The following is a 22,890-nucleotide window of genomic DNA, read 5'->3' on the forward strand; positions in this document are numbered from 1 at the left end:
GGTGAATCACCGGCACCCCGCTCGACTCCCGGGATGCTTACGACCGGGACTTGTCCTGCTTCCAGGAGAGCGGACCCGGCAGGTCGACCCGGTGCGCACGGGCCTTGGAGTTCCAGGACCAGCGACCGATCTTGATGCTCCACGAGGAGAAGCCGTTCTCGGTGAAGTTCAGGATGATCGGTCCGTACTTCTTGCGCTTGCGAAACATGAGGCCCATCGGAGGTCTCCCCTCGTCACCGTTCCCTGCCGTGTCGAGATCGAACATGCCCGAACCGACAACTTTTGAAACCCTCTCGCTGTCCGCCCTGGACGGTCGCCCACCGGGCATCACAATCTCTATTCAACAGATAGGTGTTGCGGCACGGTAAACGCCGGTCGGGGCGCTTCGTAACATCGGCAGCGATAGAAGTCTCATCTTCTGGAAGGCCGTTGACCGCTCGTTCCGATCCCGGGCAGCATGGGGTCATGTCGCAGCGGGATGAGCTTCTCCTCACCGCTCGTGTGCACGTCGACCTGGTCCGGCACGCGAGCGCGCTCTGTTGAGCTGACCGGTCCATCCGGCTCGGCTCCAGCGCCGCACTCTCACCGCCCGCCCGCTCAACGCGGAGCAGCGTGCCCGCACGCCCTCATCCGGGCGTCCCCACTCCCATCGTGGACAGATCAGGAGACTCCTCATGTCCCCACCCCGTCGTGCCATTCTGCGTACGCTCGCCGCCGTTGCCGCGCTGGTCGTGCTCACCGCCACCGCCGGCTGCGGCGGTGACGCGGCAGCCGGCGGCGCCCAGGCCAGCGAGTTGCGCTACCAGGGCTCGGTCGGCCAGGTCACCCTCCCCGAACTCGCCGCCGACCTCGGCTACCTCGGCGACGTCAAGCTCAAGTGGATCGGCAACGTCACAGGCGGTCCGCAGGACATCCAGGCCACCGCCACCGGGCAGAGCGACTTCGGCGGCGCGTTCAACGGCGCCATCGTCAAGCTCGCCGCCGCCAACGCCCCGATCACCGCAGTGGTCAGCTACTACGGCTCGGACGCGCAGACGTTCCAGGGCTACTACGTGCTCGACGACAGCTCGATCCGCAGTCCTCGCGACCTGATCGGTAAGAAGGTCGGCATGAACACCCTCGGCGCGCACGCCGAGGCCGTACTCAAGACCTGGCTCGCCCGCGGCGGTCTCACCCCCGCCGAGATCAAGCAGGTCGAGTTGGTAGCCCTGCCGCCGGTCAACACCGAGCAGTCGCTGCGGCAGCGGCAGATCGACGTCGCGGTGCTCGGCGGGGTGATCCGCGACAAGGCGGTCGCCAGCGGCGGCATCCGCACCATCTTCACCGACTACGAGCTGCTCGGGGCCTTCAGCGGCGGCACCTACGTCTTCCGCGACGACTTCATCAAGCGCAACCCGGAGACCGTCAAGGCGTTCGTCACCGGCGTCGGCAAGGTCATCGAGTGGGCCCGCACCCAACCCCGGGAGACAGTGGTCGCCCGGATGCGGGACATCATCGGCAAGCGCGGTCGCAACGAGGACCCGTCGCTTGTCGCGTACTGGAAGAGCAGTGGCGTCGCCGGCCGCGGCGGGGTGATCGACGAGCAGGAGTTCGGCACCTGGATCGACTGGCTCGCCGGCGAGGGTGAGCTCAAGGGCGACCGTCCGAAGCCCGGCGACGTCTACACCAACCGGTTCAACCCCTTCGTGGACGGGGGGAACGCGTGAGCACCGACAAGATCCTCTTTGATCGGGTGAGCAAGACCTTCCCGGTCCGCGCCAGCCGGCGTGGCGGCGCCGGCGCGGTGACCGCGCTGGACGAGGTCACCCTCGGGGTACGCCCCGGCGAGTTCCTGGTCGTCGTCGGCCCCAGCGGTTGCGGCAAGTCCACGCTGCTCGACCTGCTCGGCGGGCTCACTGAGCCGACCGCGGGGCGGGTGCTCGTCGACGGTCGGCCCGTCACCGGTCCCGGCCTGGACCGGGGCATCGTCTTCCAGCAGTACGCGCTGCTGCCCTGGCGCACCGCGGCCGGCAACGTCGCGTTCGGTCTGGAGGCGAAGGGGGTGCCCCGCGCCGAGCGCGCCGCCCTGATCGAGCACCACCTCGACCTGGTGGGCCTGCGCGGGTTCGCCGACCGCTACCCGCACGAGCTGTCCGGCGGGATGAAGCAGCGGGTGGCCATCGCCCGCAGCCTCGCGTACGACCCGGACGTGCTGCTGATGGACGAGCCGTTCGCCGCCCTGGACGCGCAGACCCGCGACTCGTTGCAGGACGAGCTGGTGCGGATCTGGGCCCGTACCGGCAAGACCATCGTTGTCATCACCCACGGCATCGACGAGGCCGTCTACCTGGGTCAGCGGGTGGCGGTGCTGACGTCCCGGCCCGGGCGGCTCAAGCAGGTCATCGACATCGACCTCGGCGACCGGGACGCGGTCGAGGACGTCCGCTCCACCGACGCGTTCCGCCACCACCGCCACGAGATCTGGACCCTGCTGCGCGACGAGGTGCGGGCCGCCCAGGCGGCCGAGGGCGCCGGCGTCCGCCACACCGAGGAGGCCCGCGTTGGTTGACATCGCCGAACGTCCCACCCGACTCTCCGGCCCACCCACAGCGCCCGCCCTGTCTGCCGACAGTGCCGTTCCCAGTCGCGCCGGTCGGCTGCTCGGCATCGGCGCGAAGGTGCTGCACCGCACCGTCGCCATCGCCGCGCTGGCCGCGATCTGGGAGGGCGCACCCCGGCTCGGGCTGGTGGACCGGGTCTTCCTGCCGCCGCTGTCGGAGGTGCTGGTGGCCTGGTGGGAGTTGCTGCGCAGCGGGCAGCTCGCCGAGCACGTGGGCGCGAGCCTCACCCGGTCGTTGGCCGGGCTCGGCCTGGCGGTGCTCACCGCCATCCCGCTCGGGTTGCTGATCGGCTGGTACCGGCCGCTCGCCGAGCTGCTCAGCCCACTGCTGGAGGTGTTCCGCAACACCGCCGCGCTGGCCCTGCTGCCGGTGTTCGTGCTCATCCTCGGCCTGGGGGAGACCTCCAAGATCGCCCTGGTGCTGTACGCGTGCTCCTGGCCGATCCTGCTGAACACCATCGCCGGGGTGAAGGGCGTCGACCCGCTGCTGATCCGGTCGGCCCGCTCGATGGGGCTCAACCACCTGCGGCTGTTCCAGAAGGTGATCCTGCCGGCGGCGGTGCCGACCATCTTCACCGGCGTCCGGCTGGCCGGGGCGTACTCGATCCTGGTGCTGGTCGCGGCCGAGATGGTCGGCGCGAAGGCTGGGCTGGGTTACCTCATCAACTACGCGCAGTACAACTTCGCGATCGCCGACATGTACTCCGGGATCATCACGATCTCCGCCATCGGCCTGGTCGTCAACCAGCTTCTCGTCGCCCTCGAACGTCGCTTCTCCACCTGGCGCGTCGACGTCTCTGCCGGATAGGACGGACACCAATGACCCGCACCCTGCACCTCAACGCGTTCCTGATGGGCGTCGGCCACCACGAGGCCGCCTGGCGGCACCCCCGCACCGACCCGCGTCGGGTCACCGACGTACGGCACTTCCAGGAGTTGGCCCGGATCGCCGAACGCGGCACCCTCGACTCGCTCTTCCTCGCCGACGGTCTCTCGGTCGGGCCGAACCCCCGACACAACATCCAGGCCGTCTTCGAGCCGCTGACCCTGCTGGCGTCGCTCGCCGCGGTGACCGAACACATCGGTCTCATCGCGACGGTCTCCACCACCTACAACGAGCCGTTCCACGTCGCCCGCAAGTTCGCCTCGCTGGACCACCTCAGCGGCGGCCGGGCCGGCTGGAACATCGTCACCTCCGCCCAGGAGCGGGAGGCGGTCAACTTCAACCGGGACAGCCACCCCGAACACGCCGACCGGTACCGGCGGGCCGCCGAGTTCGTCGACGTGGCGATCAAGCTCTGGGACAGCTGGGAGGACGACGCGCTGGTCTTCGACACCACGGCCGGGGTGTTCGCCGACACCGACCGGGTGCACGAGGTGGCGCACCGCGGGCCGGAGTTCCAGGTCCGTGGCCCGCTGAACATCCCCCGGGGGCCGCAGGGCCGACCGCTGCTGGTGCAGGCCGGCTCGTCGCCGGACGGGATCGCCTTCGCCGCCCGCTACGCCGAGGCGGTCTTCACCGCGCAGCAGACCCTCGCCGACGGGCAGAGCTTCTACGCCGAGCTGCGCCGGCAGGTCACCGCCGCCGGCCGGGACCCGGACCTGGTGAAGGTCCTGCCCGGCATCGCGCCGGTGCTCGGCGGCACCGAGGCCGAGGCGCAGGCGCTCGCCGCCGAGCTGGAGGAGCTGATCGTCCCCGACTACGCCCTGGCCCAGCTCTCCGGGATGCTCGGCATCGACCTGACCGGCCTGCCGCTGGACGGGCCGCTGCCGGAGCTGCCGGCCGCCGGCACCGTGCAGGCCCATCAGAGCCGCTACCAGCTCGTCACCGAGCTGGCCCGCCGGGAACAGCTCACCATCCGCCAACTGATCGGCCGGCTCGGCGGCGGCCGGGGTCACCGGGTCGTCGCCGGTACGCCGGAGCAGGTCGCCGACCAGATCGAGCTGTGGTTCACCCAGGGCGCCGCCGACGGGTTCAACATCATGCCGCCGCACCTGCCCGGCGGGCTCGCCGACTTCGTCGACCACGTGGTGCCGGTGCTGCGCTCCCGTGGGCTGTTCCGCACCGAGTACACCGGTCGGACGCTGCGCGAGCACTACGGCCTGCCCCGACCGGCCAGCGCGTACGCGGCGTCGGCCCTGGTGCCGGCGTGACCACCGTGGAGCGCCCCTCGGCGGACATCGCCGAGCTGCGACCGGTGAACGCGGACCTGTTCCGCGCACTGCTGCGGCGGCAGGCCAGCAGCGTCACAGTGGTCACCGCTGTCGCCCGCGCCACCGACCCCGCCTGCCTGGGTGGGATCGGTGCGCCCATCCGGGCGGGCTTCACCGCTACCTCGTTCACGTCGGTGTCGCTGGACCCACCGCTGGTCTCGTTCTGCCTCGGGGTGGCGTCGTCGAGCTGGCCGGTGCTCGCCCGCGCCGAGCACGTCGCCGTGCACCTGCTGAACGCCGGGCAGCGGGAGGCCGCCACGGTCTTCGCGACCAGCGGCATCGACCGGTTCGCCGCGTACCCGGACTGGACGTCCGGACCGTTCGGGGTGCCGCTGCTCGACGGGGTGCTGGCCCGGCTGCTCTGCCAGGTGGTGCACCGGGTCCCCGCCGGCGACCACACGCTGGTGATCGCCGAGCCGCTGGCGCTCGGCGACGGCGGCGACGGCGCACCGCTGGTGCACCACCGGGGCGGCTACACGACCGCCGTTTCGCCGTGAGCGAGCGCAGCGAACGAACCATCGGGCACGTGGCACGTCGCGGCGGCACGCAGCGAAGCGGAGTGCCGACGTGACAGCACCGACCACTGCCGACCTGCTCGCGTTGGACCGAGCCGCCCAGGACCTGCTGTTCCGGGCGGCCCGCACGGCCAACACGTTCACCGACGAGACGGTCACCGACGCCCAGGTCGCGGCGATCCACGACCTGATCCGGTACGGGCCGACCGCGTACAACGGTCAGCCGCTGCGGGTGCTGCTGCTCCGCTCGGCGGCGGCGCGGGCGCGGCTCCTGCCGTACGTCTCGTCGAGCAACCGGGCGAAGACGGTCAGCGCGCCACTGGTGGCGGTGCTCGCCGCCGACGTGGACTTCCACGAGCGGCTGCCGGAGCTGTACCCGCACCGGCCGCAGGCCCGCGACTGGCTGAGCGAACGTCCAGCCCGCGCCGAGCAGGCCCGCTTCAGCGCGACCCTCCAGATCGGTTACCTGCTGGTGGGCGTACGCGCTGCCGGGCTGGCCGCCGGCCCGATGGCCGGGTTCAACGCGGCCGGGGTGACCCGCGAGTTCTTCCCCGGGGGGCGGCACGAGGCGCTGCTGCTGCTCAACCTGGGGCACCCCGGCCCGGACGCCTGGGCGGAGCAGCGGCTGCCCCGACTCGGCACCGAGGAGGTGGTGTGGACGCTGTGAGCAGGCCCAGTGTCAGCGGGGCTCCCACGCGTCGGGCAGCGCGGTGAGCTTGCGGACGTGCGCGGGCAGTCGACCGCTGACGATCTCGGCGAGGCTCACCTCGTCGACGACCCGCCGCACGGCGGCGCGGACCGCCACCCACAGGCCGGGCAGGTTCTCCGCCGAGCCCTCGTACCGGGTCTCCTCGGGGCGCAGCCCGCGTACCCCGGCCAGCGGGCCCTCGACGGCGCGCAGCACCGCGCCGACGGTCACCTCACGTGGTGGGCGGGCCAGCGTGTAGCCGCCCTCGGCGCCGCGTTGAGCGCGGACGATGCCGCCCCGGCGCAGATCCGCCAGGACCGCCTCCAGGAACTTGCGGGGCATGTCCTGCTCCGCGGCGATGGCCTGGGTGGACAGCAGCGAGGGGTACGCGGTGGCGAGGCTCAACGCCGCCCGTACCGCGTAGTCGCCGCGCGCGGAGATCTGCACAGTGCCATCATGCCCGCCCGGTGGCGCCCGGCCCTCCGGCGGGCGGCCCGGGTCTCGCGGCGTGCCCGCCGTTGGTGGGTTCGCCGGGGGTGCTGGGGCGGAACCGGCCGCTGTTGGCGCCCGTCGACTCGGCCGGCGGTCGAGGTCGGACCACCCGGCCGGCCGCCGGAAGGTCTCGGGCGGCCCGGAACGCGCCGGGGCTGACCCCGACCTCGCGGGTGAAGAAGCGGCCGAAGTTCGTGGGTTCGGAGAAGCCGAGGCGCCGGCCGATCTGGGCGATCGGCTGATCCGTCGCGGCCAGTAGCCGGCCGGCCTGCAAGGCGACCCGTTCGTCGATGACCTGTTTGGCGCTGCGACCGGTGACGGCCAGGCAGGCCCGGGTCAGGGTGCGCACCGAGCAGCCGAGCTCGACCGCGTAGTCCTCCACCCGCCGGGTGTGCGGGTAGCCGTGCTCCACCTCGTGGCGGAACCTGTGGAACGTCTCGTCCTCGGGCCGGGACGGCGACCGGTCGGCGTGGGCCACGGCCAGTCGCAGCAGCAGCACGGCCAGTTGGTGCCGGAGCAGCGCGCGGGCGGTGGGGCCGTCCGGGTGCCGCCGACAGTCCACCGCCAACTGGCTCACCTCGCTGATCACCGCGTCCTCGTCCTCACCGGCTAGCTGCCGCCAGGTCGCGGTCGTGGTCAGGTCGACGTCGAAGCCGCGCAGCGCCTCGGGATCCCAGGCGACAACCGTGGCGTCGAACTGGGGCCCGGCGCAGCGCAGCACCTGACCGGGGCGGACCCGCAGCAGCGTGCCGGGCCGGCACGGCAGCAGATGAAAGTCGAGTTCCGCGTCGCCGTGCCCACGCGTGGTGAGAATCAACAGCTCCCGCTCGACGATCACCGGACGACGCCAGCCCGGGTCACCAGCAAGATCAGCCAGCGCGAACGTGGCTATCTCGTCGGTGACGGGAGACGCCGTTCCGATCGATGGCGCGGGGGAGGGATCGGTGGAGACCATCGCCTGCGACGGTAGCCCGAACCGCAGGTCACCGCATCCCGATCGACGTTCGTAGCGGAATCCGCGGCGCGCCACGGGCTTGTCCCGGTCCCGGCGGCCGGGCTACGTTACCCGGCGGTAGCGCCGTCGGTCCACGGTCCACCCGGCATCCGCCGGCCACCCGACCGGCCGGCGGCCCCCGCCGACTCGCGATGGGATGGGCATGACGCAGCTGTTTTCGGTCGAAGGTAAGACGGTCCTGGTCACCGGCGGCTCGCGGGGGATCGGGCTGATGATCGCCCAGGGCTTCGTCCGGGCCGGCGCACACGTGATCATCTCGTCGCGCAAGGCGGACGTGTGCGAGGCGGTCGCCACCACCCTCTCCGCCGAGGGCCGCTGCGAGGCCATCCCCGCCGACCTCAGCGACGACGCCGGCGCCGAGACGCTGGCCGCCGCCGTGCGCGAGCGCTTCGACCGCCTCGACGTGCTGGTCAACAACGCCGGCGCGACCTGGGGCGCACCGCTGGAGGACTACCCCGAGGCCGCGTTCGACAAGCTCTGGGCGGTCAACGTCAAGGCCGTCTTCCGGCTCACCACCGCGCTGCTGCCGGCGCTGCGCGCCGCCGCCAGCGCCGACGACCCGGCCCGCGTGATCAACATCGGGTCGATCGACGGCATCCGGGTGCCGATGATGGAGGTGTACGCGTACTCGGCGACCAAGGCGGCCGTGCACATGCTCACCCGCAGCCTCGCCCACCAACTCGCCGGTGAGCAGATCACCGTCAACGCGATCGCGCCCGGCCCGTTCGAGAGCAAGATGATGGCGTTCGCGCTCGACGACCCGGCGAGCAGGGCCGCCATCGAGCAGCAGGTGCCGCTGGGCCGCATCGGGCGCCCCGACGACATGGCCGGCACTGCCATCTACCTCTCGTCGCGGGCCGGCGCATACCTCACCGGGGCTGTCATTCCCGTCGACGGCGGCATCACCACGCACGGCTGAGCACCGGCCGACCCGGGGCGGGCTGTCCGCGTACCCCTGGGTGTGTGCCGGGGCCACGCGGACTCGGCAGATCCGCGCGGCCCCGGTATGGCCGGTGTTGCAGGTTCGGGCGGTCAGCGACCGGCGAGCAGCCGGTTCACCGCCGTGTCGACGTCCAGGTGCTCGGCCTCACGGCCGCGCGGGACGACGACGTAGGTCCGTCGAAGGAAACGCACCAGGACGCTGCGCGGCACCTCGAAGAGGGCGTTGCCGTCCGGTGACGAGAGGGCCAGCGCGACGAAGTCGCCGCGCGGTGTGGCCCAGGGCCAGACCCGCACATCCCCGATGCCGGCCGGCTCATCCAGGCCGGTGACCAGAAGTTCGCGAGCGAACGACCAACTCACCGCCTCGCCCCCTGCCGATTCGGCATGGAACAGGACATGGACCGCATACGGGTCAGCAGGGTCGTAACGCAGACTGGCACGCACCGGCAAGGCGGTGGCGTCAGGTGCGACGAGCCTTAGCGACGTCTCGACCTCTACGGTCGTCGGTCGGATGACACTCATGGACGTTCTCCCCCCGGCACCGCTGCGGAACGCGCGTGTCCCGCTTTTCCCATACTCAGGTGCTACTCCTGGCTACGCTCCGCCATACGCTGACTTCACCCAGTGGTGGGAAGGGGGACGGAAAGGCCGCGTGAATGTGATCATTCATGTAGAATTTCCGGTTCTGCCCAGTGCGTGATCCCGCCCGGTATCGGGTGGCTCAGTCGTCGACTTACTCCGGTAACGTCCAGTCGGCCGTTGCAGTGACGGGCCCGAGCGACACTGGGGGGTGAAATGGTGACGAAGCAATCCTCAGTGGATCCGGCGGCGGCGCCCGGCCCGCCGAAAGTCGCGGTCCGAGCAGCCGAAAAGCGAGGGTACGGAGTGCCGATGGAGCAGCCCGAACGGGCCGGTCGGCCGGCGTCCGACGCCGGTCGTCCCGGCGGCGATGGCGCCGGTAGTGGTGGCGGCACCGGTGCTGGTGGCGATGGCGACACCGGTGTTGGTGGTGGCGGCGGAGTTGCCGTGCAGGACCCGCCGCGTCGGCCCCGCTGGCGCGAGCGGATCTCGCTGACCCTCGAGCTCATCCGCGCCAACCCCACCGGCCGGATCGCACTCAAGATCTTCGTCGCGATCGCCGGGGCGCTGGTGGTGACCATCGGCATCGCCCTCATCCCGCTCCCCGGGCCGGGCTGGCTGCTGGTCATCGCCGGTCTGGGTATCTGGGCCGTCGAATACCACTGGGCGCGACGGCTGCTCGGCTTCACCCGCCGCCACGTCCACGGATGGACACGCTGGGTAACCAGACAGTCGCTTCTGGTGCGAATCGTGCTCGGGTCCGTCGGTCTGGTCTTCGTGGCCACGGTGGTCTGGCTGTCCCTCAAGTACAGCCTCGGCATCGACGTGGTGGCCGAGGCAATGCACTACCTCGCGACCCACTGACCCCGGATTTCCGGTCCGGTTCCACGATCGGGTAGAGTCAGTGGCGCTGAGGGCGATTAGCTCAGTGGGAGAGCGCTTCGTTCACACCGAAGAGGTCGCTGGTTCGATACCAGCATCGCCCACTCTCAGTTCCGCAGGTCAGAGGCCGCTTCCCGATTTCGGGAGGTGGCCTTTCTGCTGTCGTGCAGCAGCTAAGTACAGCAACGGCGTCATTGGCCCAGTGAATCGCCAAGGCGTTGGAGGGCGTCTCTGGTCGCCTTGTTGGATACCTGGGTATAGATCTCCATCGTCACGGCGAAGTGGGCGTGCCTCAGCACCTGCATGGCGACTCTGGGGTGGACGTCGAGGTCAGCGGGCGCAGTCCGGCGTAGGCGATCGGTTGGCAGTCAAGGCTGCCTTGACGGTGGTCGGCCGTCGTGGCGCCGCTGCCCGCGGCCGCACACCAGCAACGACAACCCGCACAGCGAAGCGCACTTCAAGACACTGAAGTACCGGCCCGGCTTCCCCGACCGCTTCGACAACATCGAACAGGCCCGAACCTTCTGCTGGTCGACACGGTGCAGGGTTCGAGGGGCCCGATCCACGCTTCGGCCGTCAGTCCGAGGTCCGGATCTGCTCCACGCGCGTCAGAGGCTCCTGGAGGTACTCCATGAGCTCCCGCAGCGCGTCCTTCTCCGCCGTGGTGATCACAACGCCCTCCTCCCACACGGCGCCGACGAGCGTCGTGATCGCCAGGTCCCAGGCCCCGGCGCCGGCGGCGTCCCGGACGATCGGCAGGTACTTCGGGCTGATCGTGGGTGCGAGCTGGTCGATGATCCGGAGGGTGCGCCGGATGTAATCGTTGACTTCCATGGGTCTCCCGTGGGTGCGGTGGTTAGGGCAGCGGGTTGGTGCGGACGCCCTCGCCGCTGACGGGGTGGCCGCCGGAGATGCTGCCGTCCTTGTCCAGGGTAACCTTGCAGGTGATGCCGTCCCGAGTGCCGATGACGACCCAGCCGTCGCCGCCGGGACGCGCCTGAGGGCGGCTGTCGGGGTTGGCGGCGATGCTCTTGAACCAGCCCTCGACCTGCTCCCTGGTGGTGCCGGGCGGGAAGACCGTCTTGCCGGGCTCGGTGGACGAGGGCTTGTGGTCGCCATTGCCCTTGCCGTCGCCGTCCCAGATCTTGTCCATCGCCCCGTCGCCCATCTGACCGAAGCGGTCCATGTCGTACCTGGCGTCGGCGAACTCGGGGTCGTCCCAGGGGTTGGTCCTCTTGGGCGCCTCGGGCTCGGATGTGTCGGCGTCCTTCGGGCGGCCCTCCTCGGCGCGCTTGATGCCGTGCTGCTGGGCTGGTCCCACGCGCTTGGGCATCATTGCGGGGTTGAACTTGGGACGCTTGGGGCCATCGCCGTCACCGCCGTGCGGTGGGGTGGGGCCTGGGGGCCGCTTGTGGAGACCCGCCACAGCGAACAGGACCACCAGGACGACGGTCGTCCGCAGAGCCGCCATGAGTTGTCGCATCGAGGGCCGCCTAGACGTCGAGAAGTGCGCGGAGGGCGGAGAGGCTGGCGATCAGGCCCATCAGCCAGCCGAAGATGCGGCCGGTCCAGCGGACGACGGCGACCGCGAGCTGGGAGGCGACAAGCGGTGTGGCGAAGCCGAGAGAGAAGACCACCTCGGCCAGCCACACCACGACCTTGGCGATGCAGTCGGCGATGAAGGCGCGCACGACCTCCCGCACCGTCTGCACCAGGATTCCCGCGCCACGGGTCGCGGCACCCATGCCGGCGGCCGTGCCCGCGAAGATCCCGGCGACGTCGATGTTGATGGTCAGGATGTCGCGGTAGGCGTCGGCGGCCGCGCCCTGCCATCCGTCGAGGTCGCCGACCAGCCGCGCCTTGAGGTCCTCGGCGATGGAGAACAACTCACTGGCCATGTTGTCCCAGGTCAAGGCGTGCGTCTCGATGGTCTCGGGGTCGCCGGCCAGCCAGTCGAGTGCCTGCTTCAGTGGCTCGACCTGCTCGATGGCCCACTCGATGCCCATCGACAGGAGCGTGCTGAACGGGTCGATGACGATGGACGCCCCGTCGAGAGCGGCGCCCAAGCCCGCGACTGAGCCGTCGATCCAGCTGCCGGAGTCGATGGCGTCCTTGATGCCCATGTAGTCGTCGGCGAGCGGCAGGCCGGTCCAGCCGTCGCGGTGCGCGGCGCTGGTCGAAGGGATGTCGGAGGTCGTGGCGACCAGTGGGTTGCTCATGAGAGGACGCCGGGCCGGCTCAGGTCGCGGAGTGGAAGGAGTTGAAGCCGTCGGTGGTCGACTCCTCGGTCCGCTCGTAGGCGTCGGCGGTTTTCTTGATTCCCGCGGCGAGCAGCGCGATGTTCTCGGCGAGCATCCCCACGCCCTTGTCCTGGTCCCGGTGGCGTCCCTCCAGGATGGGCGGTAGGAACTGGCAGAGCTGCCCGTACGCCTCGTCGGCCTGGAAGATGGTGCCGCTCGCGGCCTTGACGGCGGCGAAGCGGTCGTGAATGGCCAACATGGCCGTGGCGTGCGCGCGCAGGGCCTCGACGTCGACCTCGAATCCCCCGTGCATCAGTAACGCCCCTCTTCGTCCTCGGTGTCGCCGGTCCGGAATCCGGCCAGCAGGGCCCGGCCGGTCGCCGAGTCGGCGCCGACCGTCTCCCGCACGACCTCGGCAGCGGCCTCGGCGAGCTTCACCCGCGCGTTGCGATAGGCGCCCATGATCGCCTGCTGCGTCTGCTCCAGACTCACGCGCTGCACACGCGCGGAGAGCCGGACGTCGGCCATCGTCCCCGTGGAGTCGACGGTGACCTCGACGATCCCGTGGGCGTCGCTGGCCGTGACCCGCAGCGCGCGCAAGCCGGCACTGGCGGCCTGCGTGTCGGCGGCCCGGCGCGAGGCATTGGCCTGCCATGCCTCCAGGCGTTCCCGCGCATCCTCGGCGTCCAACAGCGGATTACCCATCGCGCCTCCGTTTCGGTTGCCGAGCAAGGGATTCAGAGGCGCCAGTGTAGCCGCGGCCCGCTACACCAGGATCGCCGAGCGATGCGGCCATCGTGGACGGCAGTGAAGCCGTGCTGGGCCGCTCAGCTCGAGTGTGCGATGTCGAAGATCGCGACCCGGCGAACGACCTCTTCGTCGCGCCGGGCAGGATGCGCATCCGCGAACCGTAGCGTGGTCGTTCGTTGCCGAACCACCGGTTTTCTACTCACTGACCTGCGAGGCATCCGGCAGGGCAGGACGGCCGCCCGCTGGCGTATGGGAGGACTTTCTGTACGTCTATCGAGGCGGCCCGCAACGGGCCGCACGCGCCGCCGCCTGGGCGCACGCCGGCCGCGTCGGCGAGCTGGCGGCGGCCGCGGAGTTGCGGTTACCACGCCTCCGGTGGGGCGCTCCGGCTCCAGGATGGCCGGGGCTCCGCTGGCGAGTCACGGTCCGTGGGTGGTTGCGGCCAGCCATGCCGCCTGCCACCGACCCGGGCAAGCCGAGCAGGCCGCGGCAGACAGTGAGGATGGCTGGGTGGCGCGGCGTTGGGTACTGTCCGGATCATGCAGTGCTTCGCCGCTGGGCGCACCCGCTTCTGAGGGGCGGCTCGATCTGAGCCGCGAGTTGCCCGACCTGTCGGTCAGGTCGGGCTGTTCGACACGTCCTCAGACGAAAGGCACTGAACATCATGAATCTACGTCCGTTTCGGTCATCCGACATGGAGCCGGTGCTCGAATTGACCATCGCCACCTTCGGCCCGTTCTACGAGGACTCGTTCCGGTCGATCGTGGGCGACACCATCATGGACAACCAGCATGGCACCTGGCGTGAGGACTACCGCGAGATGTGGGTCGGGCTGCATGACCCGCAGAACAACAAGCATGTTGTCGTCGCCGAGGATGCCGATGCGCTCCTCGGATTTGCCGCATGGCAGATGAACCCGGAAAAGCGCAGCGGTGAGATCGACATCATTGGTGTGGCAGCGAACCAGCGCCGGCACCACGTCGGCACAGCGCTATGCACCCACGCCTTCGAAGCGATGAGGCAGGCTGGGGCCGAGGTCGTATCGATCGGCACGGGAGGCGACCGGTTCCACGACTCGGCCAGGGCGTTCTACGGCAGTCTCGGCATGACAGCCATGCCCTTGGTTCGCTACTACATGGCCCTCTGACGGCGTACCGGTTGGCCGCCGAGTGCGGCCAACCGGTAGCCCAGTCTCAAGAGGTCGAGCCTTGGCCGCCGACGCTGAAGATGGCGAAACCGGTTTCCGGGGGGTCCAAGCTTCGACACCGAGCGGCCCGACATGGCCAAGATCAGGCCGTAGGCTACGCCCGCCAGCGAAATCAATACAGCGCAAAGTGTTGAACGCCTACCCCTGCGGCGGGGGAGTGGGCCAGGGTTGTCCGCTGAGAGCGGCGTCGGTCCGAATGCAGCGCCTCGCCTGACGCCAGCAGTGCAGCAGCGTCCGCCGTCGGGACACCCGGTCCCGTCGCCAGCACCGCAGCGATCGCGGCGCGCGCCGTCAGGCTGTCGCGGGCTGCTGCGCCAGCACGTCGCGGAGCATGTCCGCGACGGTGGTGGCCGCCAGCTCACGTCGTACGGCCACGTCGAGGCGGCCGAAGACCTGACGCAGGGCCGGCTGGATGCCGAACCCGACCGGGCAGGAGTCGCTCGGTGGTGAATTGTGCAGCGCGAAGAGCGGCTCGTCATCGCCAACCGCGAGGTACGTGTCGAGCAGCGTGATCGACTCCGGTTCGCGGGTCAGGTGCCAGCCGGCGCCCGCGCCCCGTTGGGACCGCACGAGGCCGGCCTCGCGGAGCTGGCCGAGGCAGCGGCGGATGACCACCGGGTTGGTGTTGACGCTGACGGCGATGCGCTGGGAGGTGGCCACTGCCGCTGGGTCGCGCTGATCCAGGGCCATCCACGTCAACACGTGTACGGCGACGCACAACCTGCTGTTTCCGCTCATCGCACCCATCTCCGCCCGCTCACTGTAACCACAGATGCTACATCCACTCCGTCCGGCATGACCCATTTGTCGCGGCCAGATGTAACCGTTATTGTTACATCAAAGCTTGCGCCGAGGGCACCGCCATACACGGCGATCAGCGGCGGCGCATCTCCACCTCGCTAGCGACTGCGACACGATTGGAAGGCAGCTCATGGGTCAGCTTCAGGGCAAGACGGCAGTGGTCACCGGCGGCACGAGCGGGATCGGCCTGGCGGCCGCCCGCCGGTTCGCTGCGGAGGGCGCGCAGGTGTTCATCACCGGCCGCCGTGAGGACGCTCTCGCCGCGGCCGTCGCCGAGATCGGTAACGGCGTCACCGGCGTCCGGGGCGACGCTGCGGATCTCGGCGACCTGGACAGGCTCTACGCAGCCGTCGAAGAGCAGGGCCGGCGCGTCGATGTGCTGTTCGCCAACGCGGGCGGGGGGTCCTTCCGCCGCCTCGAAGAGGTCTCCGAGGACCACTTCGACCAGATTTTCGACACCAACGTCAAGGGCCTGCTGTTCACCGTGCAGAAGGCGCTGCCCCTGCTGAACGACGGTGCCTCGGTGATCCTGACCGGATCCACGTCCGCGAGCGTCGGCAATGAGGCCTTCGGCGTCTACGGCGCCTCCAAGGCCGCCGTGCGATCCTTCGCCCGGACCTGGGCCAACGAACTCAAGGGCCGTCAGGTCCGCGTGAACACACTCACCCCGGGCCCCACCGACACCCCCGGCATCACCGGTCTCGCTTCCGACGAGGAGAAGGCCGCACAGCTCAAGGGCTTCCTGGCCAGGAAGGTTCCGCTGGGTCGAATGGGTACGCCCGACGAGATCGCCTCGGCCGCCCTGTTCCTGGCCGGTGACCAGAGCAGCTTCATCACCGGCATCGAGCTGTTCGTTGACGGCGGCGTCAACCAGGTCTAAGCGCCTCCCGCCTGTCGCCGTGGGAGACCACCGATCCGCCCCGGCGGACGCCACGCCGTTGAGATACTGACCCGAGACCTCGGGAACACACCGGCTGGTCGGGTCCGCGACCGGCAATGGCCGGCGGACGGGCGCCCACCACCACTACTTTCCAACAGAGGACATCATGCCCAGCGACACCGACGTCGGATTCACCCTGTCCCTGCACAACATCACCATCACGGTCAGCGACATCGACGCTGCCGTGCGGTGGTGGCACGACGTCTTCGGGCTCAACGAGACCGCACGGTCCCGGTTCGACGCCATCAATGCGGACGTCGCCTACATCGAAGGCCACGGCTTCCGGCTCGAACTGCTCCAGCCCGCCGACGGATACCGCGTACCCGACATGTTCCTCAACCCGCCGGAGCACATCCGGCCTATCGGCAACAAAGCCCTCGTCCTGCGGGTCGACGACCTCGCGCAGGCCACTAACCGGTTCCGCGACCTCGGCGTCACCATCGTCTGGGACCAGTTGGACCTTGGTGAGGGAAGTGTCTCCACCGCCATCCGGGACACCGACGGCAACTTCATCAACGTCTTCCAAGCCGGCGCCAGTCCGGTCGGCTGAGCCGACTCTGCGCCGGGGTGGCCGGGCCGTGTCCGAAGTCGTGGCGTCGGAGCCAGCCCCTGGCCCGTCCCCCGCGAGGGCGCGACGCCCACCACCAGAGCACGCTTCCCGGAAAGGGACACCAGATGAGAAGCGCAGGCGAACTGATGCTGGCCTACACCGCCACCATCGCTGACCCAGATGCCACGGCGGCACTGTTCACCGACGACGGCGTCATCGAACTGCCGTACCTGACCTCGATCGGGCTACCGCCCCGCATCGTCGGCCCGGACGAGATCCGCACGTTCATCGTCGGCCTGCTGAAGGTGGTGCCCGACTTTGGCTTCGACAGCGTCGAGGTCCTCATCGACACCCCAGATCAAGCCTTCGGCGAGTACTCGGTCGAGCGTCGGACCGTCACCGGCCGTGTCTTCAGCCAGATGTACGCCGGACGCCTCGTCGCCGACAGCGGCAAGATCACGCTTCTCCGCGAGTCACTCGACCTCGTCCGGGCCGCCCGCGCCATGCTGCCCAACGGGGTGGACGACATCCCGGCCGACCAGTAGACAGGTCCGACCGCCAACGACGGCGCAGGCACATGGTCACCGGCCAGCAGGTGGGGAGCCTCCCACGGGCATTCCCCCGCGTCGGCTCAATGAACGCCGCAGGCGGCTTGAGCGACCGCAACGCCACGCCGCCTACAGCCCTGCGGACATCGCACGCGAAGGAGAGGGCGAACAGCGGGGTTGGGCGCCCGTCTTCCGGCAGTAACCAATGGAGGTAGACACCATGACAACTCGTGATGTTGTCGAGCAATTCTTCGGCATGGTCGGCGGCGGCGCCAACCCGGATGACATCGCCATGCTCTTCAGCGACGACCTTGACTGGGACGTGCCCGGATCGCCGTCGATACCGTGGACGGGTAGGCGTTCCAAGCGCGCCGACGTCGCTGACTACCTGCGGACACTCGGCGCCAACATCGTGCCGGAGGAGAACGTCGACGAGATCGAGGCGATCCTGTACGACGGGGACAACGCGGTGATGCTGGGACGCTTCGGGCGCGTCGCTCGCAACACCGGCCGACGGTATGAGATGGCCGTGGCCATGCATTTCCAGGTCAGCGGCGACAAGATCATCAAGTTTCGCCTCTACGAGGACTCTTTTCAGGTCGCCAACGCCTACGCCGAATAACGGGATCGAGTAACCCGCCATCATGGCGGGGCACGCCTGCCGACATTTCCGGCGGGACGCTGCGGTTGACGAACGGCGGCTGCCGCGGCGTGCGCGAGCCGGCATAGATCCGTCCACCGATCGAGCGCGACACCAACCCGACCGTCGATGCCGGCACTGACGGCGCTCAAGACGTCGGGGCGCCCATCGGATCCGGGCTACTGCGAGCCCGGTTTGGGGGAGCAGGTTGGGAGCAACGGGGTGCCCTGAACAGCCTTGAACTGCGCCCAACGGCATCGAACGGCGTTCAACTGCACCCACCCCTGCTTGCGGCTCCACGTTGCCGCAGTTCAGAGTCGGTGCGGCGTTGCCGGCTACCGGCGCGTCAACCCGCCGTGAGCTGGCAAGCCGCAGCGGAGATGGGACCAGCGGGGAGTCGAAGGTGATGGCAAGATCGGTTCGTCGCTCGGTGCTTCCCCTGGCAGCCGAGCAAGCCTCTTGGAGGAATCGTGCCGAACGCGCTGGACTTTCTGGCGGGCCCGGTCTGCCTCGGATTTGGCGTGGTGTTCGTGCTGCATGCAGTTCGGCGCTTGCGGACAGAAAGACGGCAGGGCCAGCAGCCGCCTCGCAGAGAACTTCTCAGTGGGCGCGAGTTGCTATGGGAGGGTCTCGCGGTCGCCCTACTCGGGACTGCCAACCTGCTCGATAGACCTTGGACTCTTATGGCCATTCCAGCCGTGGTCGTGATCGTGGTGCTCGCGATGCGCATCTTCTTGCGGTTGATCCAGGACCGGTCACGCCGAGCGGGTTGAACAAGTGGGCGCCTGGGGCTGTCAGAATCTTGTTGATGGAGCCGGTGCGCGGAGGCGAGGAGTGGGCATGAGCGACTTCAACGACAAGATCATCGCGGAGTTTCGCGCCAACGGTGGGCAGGTTGGCGGTCAGTTCGCCGGCGCTCCGCTGCTGCTGTTGCACACGGTCGGTGCCAAGAGCGGCCAGCCTCGCGTGAACCCGATGATGTACCAGAAGGTGGACGGCGGTTATGCCGTGTTCGCGTCCAAGGGCGGCGCGCCCACCAATCCGGACTGGTACTACAACCTGCTCGCTCACCCGAAGGTCCATGCGGAGATCGGTACGGACAAGATCGAGTTGGTCGCCAGAGTTGCCGTCGGGGATGAGCGCGAACGGATCTGGAGCCCGCTGAAGGCCGCGTATCCAGGCTTCGCCGACTACGAGCGGAAGACCACCCGCCAGATCCCAGTCCTCGTACTGGAACCTGCGCCGTAGGCGGAGACGGTACAACCCCAGTTCAGATCTGACGCGTGGATCCGTCGGCAGGGCGCGCTCCCGCCGACGGACCTCAACGGCAGAAGGCGCCTACGGTTTGCGGGCGAGGAGCCCGACGAAGGTGTGATAGGTGTCGGTCTGCACCGTGGCCGGTGCGTCCGGCTCTGGACGCCACTCGGCCAGCGGCACCAGCCCCGGCTCCAGCACTGTCAGCCCATCGGCGAACGAGAGGATCTCCTCGTCCGTACGCCAGCGGCCGGTGCCCAGCGACTCGTTGAAGACCCGCTCGACCTCGCGGGCCTTGCGGGAGCCCTCCGGGTCCCGCTCGCCCGGGTCGCGGAAGTGCGAGATCGCCACGTAACTGCCGGAGGGCAGCGCGTCGATCAACGCGGCCGCCACCGCCTTCGGGTCCTCGTCGTCGCCGAGGTGATGCAGGATCGCGAAAAGTAGCAACCCGATGGGCCGGTCGAAGTCGAGGAACCGGCGTACGTCCGGGTGGTTGAGGATCACCTGCGGCTCACGGATGTCGGCCTGGATCACCGTCGCGGTGCCCTCGGCGGCGAGCAGGGCCCGCCCGTGCGTCAGGACTATGGGGTCATTGTCCACATAGACCACCTGAGCCTTTGGGTTCTGGTCGGTGGCGACCTCGTGCACGTTGCCCTGGGTGGGCAGCCCTGATCCGATGTCGAGGAACTGGTCGATGCCCGCCTCGGTGACGAGGAAGCGAATCACTCGACGCAGAAAGGCCCGGTTGGCCTGGCCGGCTGCTGGCCCGTCCGGTGTGATCCGCAGGGCGTGCTCGGCGACCTTCCGGTCGACCTCGAAGTTGTCCTTGCCGCCCAGGAAGAAGTCATAGACCCGGGCAACGCTGGGAACACTGGGGTCGATGCCGGGTGGTGCCGCCTTGTCGCGGGTCACAGGCGTCTCCTATCGATGGGGATTGGCGCAGGTCGAGGTCTGCGGCGGTGCCGGCGTTCCGGCGAGTGTAGCGACCGGAAGCGTTGAATTTTGCCCCACTGGTATCGCTCCCAGCGACGCGGCCCAGGCGTCAGGAGCAGTTCCTGTCATCGGCCGAGGCGTGAGACACGTTGGCGATCATCAATCTCTTGCGGCATCGTCGACGTATGACAGGCGTTCGCTCGTCCTCGCTGTTCCGCCGTCTGCGGCAGGGTCTGCTGACCGCCGTCGTGCTGTCGGCGGCGGTGCTCGGCACCGCTCTGAGCGTCGCACCGGCGGCCGACGCCGGCACCGTGACGCCCGCCGCGTACCCGAGGGTCGTCCCAGCGCCCGGTGGGGCCGCGGTGTCCGTCGCAGCGCCGGCCGGGAGCGCCCCGCCAACGCCGACTGCGCCGTCCAGTACGCCGCCGAGTGCGCCCACGAACCTGACCGCCAGCGAGGTCCGGACCGCGTCGGTCACCCTCACCTGGACGGCCGCCACGTCCGGCTGCTGCGCCATCGCGGGGTACGACATCACGTATTACCAGGAGTTCGGCGACATCGTCTTCAGTGCCAGCGTCGGGGCCGTCACCAGCACCACCATCACCAACTCCCTTGGGTCGGGCCAGCAGTACACGTTCCGATTGATCGCCCGGGACAGTCTCGGGCAACGCTCGAACTGGTCGGACGCGCTGACAGTGGTCACCCCGGTGACGGACACCGGCCTGGACACCACCCCGCCGAGCGCGCCGCAGAACCTGACAGTCGGCGAGGTGACCGCCTCGACCGGCACGTTGTCCTGGTCGCCGGCGACGGACGACGTCGGCGTGCTCGGGTACAACGTCTACCGGTTCGACGGCTGGTTCACCTCGCAGCTGGTCGCCACCGTGCCGGGTACGACGTACACGACGCCGCTACCCGCTTCGACGCCGCTGCGGAACCTGTACTACGTGCGTGCTCGGGACGCGGTGGGCAACGTGTCGATCGCGTCCAATACTGTCACTCTGCCGACGACGACGACCACTCCGACGCCCCCGCCGCCCTCGACCTGCCGGGTGACCTACCGGAACCAGTCCGAGTGGCAGGGCGGTTTCGTGGCCACGGCGACGGTCCACAACGTTTCGGCGGCACCGATCGACGGCTGGGCCGTCACCTTCAGTTTCCCGGGAGACCAGCAGGTCACGTCGGGGTGGAACGCCACGATCGGCCAGACCGGGACCACAGTGACCGCTCGTAACGTCGACTGGAACCGCGTCCTCGCGCCAAACAGCTCTGCGACCTTCGGCGTCCAGGGGCGGTGGGGCGTCAGCGACGCGCCGCCGACCGGCTTCTCGCTGAACGGCGCTTCCTGCACCGTGGGCTGAAGGAGCCTCGTGAGCACACCCCAGCGCCGCCCCAGGGTCCTGATCGGGGCTGTCACGGCCGGCATCCTCGTCGTCGCCGCCACACTCGGCGCCGCGCCGGCGCCCGTCTCCGCCGCGAACACGCTCACCATGCGGGGCGCCGACGTCTCCTCGTTGCAGCGCAGCCTGGATCTGGGTGCCAAGTACTACGACGCCGGCGGCGTCGCCCGCGACCCACTGGACATCTTGAAGTCCGTCGGCGTCAACTACGTCCGACTGCGCGTCTGGAACAACCCGATCAGCGGCTACAACAACAAGAGCGCGGTGTTGGCCCAGGCGAGGGCGGCCAGGGCGAAGGGCCTCAAGGTGCTCATCGACTTCCACTACTCCGACACCTGGGCCGACCCGGGCAAGCAGTACAAGCCGGCCGCCTGGGCCGGGCACAGCCTGAGCCAACTGCGTACCGACGTCTACACCTTCACCTACGACGTCTGCTCCAGCCTCAGGGGGGAGGGCACCCCACCGGACAGCGTGCAGATCGGCAACGAGATCAACGTCGGGATGCTGTGGAACGAGGGCAGGGTCGTCAACAACGACTTCGCCCCGCTGGCTGGCCTGCTGAAGCAGGGTTACAACGCGACAAAGGCGTGCGGCAGCGGCATACCGGTGATGATCCATACCGCCAACGCCGACAGCAACGCCAACGCCCGATGGTTCTACGATGGCATCCGCGCCCAGGGTGTGCAGTGGGACATCACCGCCCAGTCGTACTACTGCATGTGGCACGGCACCCTGGCGAACCTCTACAACAACATCGTCGACCTGCGCGGGCGCTACGGCAAGCCGGTGGTGATCGTGGAGACCGCGTACCCCTTCACCCGCAACAACGCGGACGGCGAGCCGAACGCCATCGGCGACGCGACCTGTGACGGCATCAGCGCGACCTGGTCCGGGCAGGCCCAGGAGTTCGACTGGGTGCAGAACACCGCCCGCAACGCGGGGGCCATCGGCGTCTTCTACTGGGAACCGACCTGGTACGCCGTCCGCGGCAACGGTTGGGACCCGGCCAACATCAACGGCACCGGAAACCAGTGGGACAACATGGCCGTCTTCGACTGGTCCGGGCGGGTGAACCCGGGCGTACGGTGGACGCCCTGACCATGGGCCGGACGCGCGGCGACGTTTTCTGGTCTCTGCCAAGGCCGCTCGGGCAGCGGCCACGATCCGTCGCCGAACCACTGTCGGGCGGCGGGCGAGGGATCAGCAGGTACGCGGCTGCCAACTCACCTTCGTCACGAACATGGGCACATACAGGTCCCCGCCACCGGGGCGAGCGCAGATCGCGCCGGAAAGCTGCGTCCCGAGGTAGTTGTAGGACCAGGTGATCTCGGCGTTGCGGGAGGTGCGGTTGTAGAAGTTGAAGGCCGGGACATTGCCGGGCCACTCGCTGGTGGTCACCAGAGACGGAGTCGCGGTAGGGCCCTCTGCGGGGTGATCCCAGTTGGGCCAGATGCAGAACGTGCCCTGCGGACAGTTCCCGGGTAGCCAGGCTTCGTTTGATGCTGGGGAGCTTGCCGCCGAAGCGGCGGGGGCGGTGGCCAGCACGCTGGCGACGGACGCGGCGAGGACGATGGATTTCAACAACACGGTTCACCTACTTAAATAGATAGCCGTGGATGAATGCCAAAAGGCTACCGGTGGAAATTTGAAGGGTCAAGCACTTGGGGCGGTCCCGTCCAACGAGGTGCGGCGCCAGTCGCG

General features: G+C 69.2%; 29 protein-coding genes, 1 tRNA gene and 2 pseudogenes. 19 read left to right on the plus strand and 13 right to left on the minus strand.

Translation table 11 applies throughout. The features are described 5' to 3' along the window. Positions 1-37: 37 nt before the first annotated feature. Positions 38-217, minus strand: a complete 180-nt coding sequence (locus ACQRWP_RS03435; RefSeq protein ID WP_030333600.1) for a DUF4236 domain-containing protein — start codon at positions 215-217, stop codon at positions 38-40. A gap of 248 nt (positions 218-465) precedes the next feature. Here ACQRWP_RS03435 and ACQRWP_RS03440 point away from each other — a divergent pair, with 248 nt between their 5' ends. From ACQRWP_RS03440 to ACQRWP_RS03470, 7 genes are all read left to right on the plus strand, one after another. Next, the gene (locus ACQRWP_RS03440) at positions 466-543 is read left to right on the plus strand and encodes a putative leader peptide (RefSeq protein ID WP_349881247.1); all 78 of its coding nucleotides are present in this window, start codon (positions 466-468) and stop codon (positions 541-543) included. A 131-nt stretch (positions 544-674) separates the two neighbouring features. Further along, positions 675-1,706 carry an ABC transporter substrate-binding protein gene (locus ACQRWP_RS03445; RefSeq protein WP_430500748.1) on the plus strand — a complete coding sequence of 344 codons (1,032 nt, stop codon included), beginning with the start codon at positions 675-677 and terminating at the stop codon, positions 1,704-1,706. Next, positions 1,703-2,548: an ABC transporter ATP-binding protein gene (locus ACQRWP_RS03450; protein ID WP_430500749.1), complete on the plus strand. Its 846-nt coding sequence runs from the start codon at positions 1,703-1,705 to the stop codon at positions 2,546-2,548. Before ACQRWP_RS03445 ends, ACQRWP_RS03450 begins: the two co-directional genes overlap by 4 nt. Then, positions 2,541-3,407, plus strand: a complete 867-nt coding sequence (locus ACQRWP_RS03455; protein WP_430500750.1) for an ABC transporter permease — start codon at positions 2,541-2,543, stop codon at positions 3,405-3,407. Before ACQRWP_RS03450 ends, ACQRWP_RS03455 begins: the two co-directional genes overlap by 8 nt. Before the next feature lie 11 nt (positions 3,408-3,418). Beyond that, positions 3,419-4,753 (plus strand): LLM class flavin-dependent oxidoreductase, encoded by a 1,335-nt coding sequence (locus ACQRWP_RS03460; protein WP_430500751.1) that lies wholly within the window; start codon positions 3,419-3,421, stop codon positions 4,751-4,753. Next, positions 4,750-5,310, plus strand: coding sequence for a flavin reductase family protein (locus ACQRWP_RS03465; protein ID WP_430500752.1), 561 nt, complete (start codon positions 4,750-4,752; stop codon positions 5,308-5,310). Before ACQRWP_RS03460 ends, ACQRWP_RS03465 begins: the two co-directional genes overlap by 4 nt. Positions 5,311-5,380: 70 nt before the next feature. Beyond that, positions 5,381-5,995 (plus strand): malonic semialdehyde reductase, encoded by a 615-nt coding sequence (locus ACQRWP_RS03470; protein WP_430500753.1) that lies wholly within the window; start codon positions 5,381-5,383, stop codon positions 5,993-5,995. 12 nt (positions 5,996-6,007) lie between these two features. On the opposite strand, the gene ACQRWP_RS03475 is transcribed toward ACQRWP_RS03470, so the two are convergent. Both ACQRWP_RS03475 and ACQRWP_RS03480 read right to left on the minus strand, forming a co-directional pair. Continuing rightward, positions 6,008-6,463: an RrF2 family transcriptional regulator gene (locus ACQRWP_RS03475; protein WP_430500754.1), complete on the minus strand. Its 456-nt coding sequence runs from the start codon at positions 6,461-6,463 to the stop codon at positions 6,008-6,010. 7 nt (positions 6,464-6,470) lie between these two features. Further along, positions 6,471-7,463, minus strand: a complete 993-nt coding sequence (locus tag ACQRWP_RS03480) for a helix-turn-helix transcriptional regulator (RefSeq protein ID WP_430500755.1) — start codon at positions 7,461-7,463, stop codon at positions 6,471-6,473. A gap of 202 nt (positions 7,464-7,665) precedes the next feature. Here ACQRWP_RS03480 and ACQRWP_RS03485 point away from each other — a divergent pair, with 202 nt between their 5' ends. Beyond that, complete coding sequence (locus tag ACQRWP_RS03485) at positions 7,666-8,442, plus strand: glucose 1-dehydrogenase (RefSeq protein WP_430500756.1); 777 nt, start codon at positions 7,666-7,668, stop codon at positions 8,440-8,442. 113 nt (positions 8,443-8,555) lie between these two features. Here ACQRWP_RS03485 and ACQRWP_RS03490 read toward each other — a convergent pair whose 3' ends face one another. Beyond that, entirely contained in the window at positions 8,556-8,987 is a 432-nt protein-coding gene (locus ACQRWP_RS03490) for an SsgA family sporulation/cell division regulator (RefSeq protein ID WP_007457244.1), read from the minus strand. A gap of 273 nt (positions 8,988-9,260) precedes the next feature. Between ACQRWP_RS03490 and ACQRWP_RS03495 the strand changes: the two genes are divergently transcribed. Then, positions 9,261-9,908, plus strand: coding sequence for a TIGR02611 family protein (locus tag ACQRWP_RS03495; protein ID WP_430500757.1), 648 nt, complete (start codon positions 9,261-9,263; stop codon positions 9,906-9,908). Positions 9,909-9,958: 50 nt separating this feature from the next. Next, positions 9,959-10,030: transfer RNA gene (locus tag ACQRWP_RS03500), tRNA-Val, on the plus strand. Positions 10,031-10,117: 87 nt separating this feature from the next. Here the strand turns inward: ACQRWP_RS03500 and ACQRWP_RS03505 are convergent. Further along, positions 10,118-10,270: pseudogene (locus ACQRWP_RS03505) on the minus strand (site-specific integrase); the annotation flags it as partial. 70 nt (positions 10,271-10,340) lie between these two features. Between ACQRWP_RS03505 and ACQRWP_RS03510 the strand changes: the two are divergent. Then, positions 10,341-10,454 (plus strand): annotated as a pseudogene (locus tag ACQRWP_RS03510) (IS3-like element IS1141 family transposase); the annotation flags it as partial. A gap of 48 nt (positions 10,455-10,502) precedes the next feature. Here ACQRWP_RS03510 and ACQRWP_RS03515 read toward each other — a convergent pair. The 5 genes from ACQRWP_RS03515 to ACQRWP_RS03535 form a co-directional block, all read right to left on the minus strand. After that, a complete protein-coding gene (locus ACQRWP_RS03515; protein ID WP_430503408.1) occupies positions 10,503-10,760 on the minus strand; it encodes a hypothetical protein in 258 nt (85 codons plus the stop codon). A 22-nt stretch (positions 10,761-10,782) separates the two neighbouring features. After that, positions 10,783-11,247, minus strand: a complete 465-nt coding sequence (locus tag ACQRWP_RS03520; RefSeq protein ID WP_430500758.1) for an EndoU domain-containing protein — start codon at positions 11,245-11,247, stop codon at positions 10,783-10,785. A gap of 172 nt (positions 11,248-11,419) precedes the next feature. Next, positions 11,420-12,145, minus strand: coding sequence for a WXG100 family type VII secretion target (locus ACQRWP_RS03525; protein ID WP_430500759.1), 726 nt, complete (start codon positions 12,143-12,145; stop codon positions 11,420-11,422). Between the two features lie 19 nt (positions 12,146-12,164). Further along, complete coding sequence (locus ACQRWP_RS03530; protein ID WP_091400878.1) at positions 12,165-12,479, minus strand: type VII secretion target; 315 nt, start codon at positions 12,477-12,479, stop codon at positions 12,165-12,167. Then, a complete protein-coding gene (locus ACQRWP_RS03535; RefSeq protein ID WP_430500760.1) occupies positions 12,479-12,871 on the minus strand; it encodes a YbaB/EbfC family nucleoid-associated protein in 393 nt (130 codons plus the stop codon). Before ACQRWP_RS03535 ends, ACQRWP_RS03530 begins: the two co-directional genes overlap by 1 nt. 739 nt (positions 12,872-13,610) lie before the next feature. Between ACQRWP_RS03535 and ACQRWP_RS03540 the strand changes: the two genes are divergently transcribed. Further along, positions 13,611-14,063: a GNAT family N-acetyltransferase gene (locus tag ACQRWP_RS03540; RefSeq protein WP_430500761.1), complete on the plus strand. Its 453-nt coding sequence runs from the start codon at positions 13,611-13,613 to the stop codon at positions 14,061-14,063. 351 nt (positions 14,064-14,414) lie between these two features. Here ACQRWP_RS03540 and ACQRWP_RS03545 read toward each other — a convergent pair whose 3' ends face one another. After that, positions 14,415-14,861: an Rrf2 family transcriptional regulator gene (locus ACQRWP_RS03545; RefSeq protein WP_430500762.1), complete on the minus strand. Its 447-nt coding sequence runs from the start codon at positions 14,859-14,861 to the stop codon at positions 14,415-14,417. A 193-nt stretch (positions 14,862-15,054) separates the two neighbouring features. Here ACQRWP_RS03545 and ACQRWP_RS03550 point away from each other — a divergent pair, with 193 nt between their 5' ends. The 5 genes from ACQRWP_RS03550 (at position 15,055) to ACQRWP_RS03570 (ending at position 18,850) form a co-directional block, all read left to right on the plus strand. Then, positions 15,055-15,804, plus strand: coding sequence for an SDR family oxidoreductase (locus ACQRWP_RS03550; protein ID WP_430500763.1), 750 nt, complete (start codon positions 15,055-15,057; stop codon positions 15,802-15,804). Positions 15,805-15,970: 166 nt separating this feature from the next. Then, entirely contained in the window at positions 15,971-16,414 is a 444-nt protein-coding gene (locus tag ACQRWP_RS03555; protein ID WP_430500764.1) for a VOC family protein, read from the plus strand. A 125-nt stretch (positions 16,415-16,539) separates the two neighbouring features. Next, positions 16,540-16,959 carry a nuclear transport factor 2 family protein gene (locus ACQRWP_RS03560; protein ID WP_430500765.1) on the plus strand — a complete coding sequence of 140 codons (420 nt, stop codon included), beginning with the start codon at positions 16,540-16,542 and terminating at the stop codon, positions 16,957-16,959. A gap of 208 nt (positions 16,960-17,167) precedes the next feature. Beyond that, positions 17,168-17,584 carry a nuclear transport factor 2 family protein gene (locus tag ACQRWP_RS03565; RefSeq protein ID WP_430500766.1) on the plus strand — a complete coding sequence of 139 codons (417 nt, stop codon included), beginning with the start codon at positions 17,168-17,170 and terminating at the stop codon, positions 17,582-17,584. Between the two features lie 858 nt (positions 17,585-18,442). Further along, positions 18,443-18,850 carry a nitroreductase family deazaflavin-dependent oxidoreductase gene (locus tag ACQRWP_RS03570; protein ID WP_430500767.1) on the plus strand — a complete coding sequence of 136 codons (408 nt, stop codon included), beginning with the start codon at positions 18,443-18,445 and terminating at the stop codon, positions 18,848-18,850. A 90-nt stretch (positions 18,851-18,940) separates the two neighbouring features. On the opposite strand, the gene ACQRWP_RS03575 is transcribed toward ACQRWP_RS03570, so the two are convergent. Next, on the minus strand, positions 18,941-19,768 hold the full coding sequence (locus tag ACQRWP_RS03575) for an SAM-dependent methyltransferase (protein WP_430500768.1): 828 nt from the start codon (positions 19,766-19,768) through the stop codon (positions 18,941-18,943). Positions 19,769-19,974: 206 nt separating this feature from the next. Between ACQRWP_RS03575 and ACQRWP_RS03580 the strand changes: the two genes are divergently transcribed. Together ACQRWP_RS03580 and ACQRWP_RS03585 are read left to right on the plus strand one after the other, a co-directional pair. Next, a complete protein-coding gene (locus ACQRWP_RS03580) occupies positions 19,975-21,150 on the plus strand; it encodes a cellulose binding domain-containing protein (RefSeq protein ID WP_430500769.1) in 1,176 nt (391 codons plus the stop codon). 9 nt (positions 21,151-21,159) lie between these two features. Next, positions 21,160-22,287: a glycoside hydrolase family 53 protein gene (locus ACQRWP_RS03585; RefSeq protein WP_430500770.1), complete on the plus strand. Its 1,128-nt coding sequence runs from the start codon at positions 21,160-21,162 to the stop codon at positions 22,285-22,287. Positions 22,288-22,389: 102 nt separating this feature from the next. Here ACQRWP_RS03585 and ACQRWP_RS03590 read toward each other — a convergent pair whose 3' ends face one another. After that, positions 22,390-22,587: a hypothetical protein gene (locus ACQRWP_RS03590; RefSeq protein ID WP_430500771.1), complete on the minus strand. Its 198-nt coding sequence runs from the start codon at positions 22,585-22,587 to the stop codon at positions 22,390-22,392. Positions 22,588-22,890: the final 303 nt, after the last annotated feature.

The organism is Micromonospora trifolii (assembly GCF_050516465.1).
GTDB classification, from domain to species: Bacteria; Actinomycetota; Actinomycetes; order Mycobacteriales; family Micromonosporaceae; genus Micromonospora; species Micromonospora trifolii.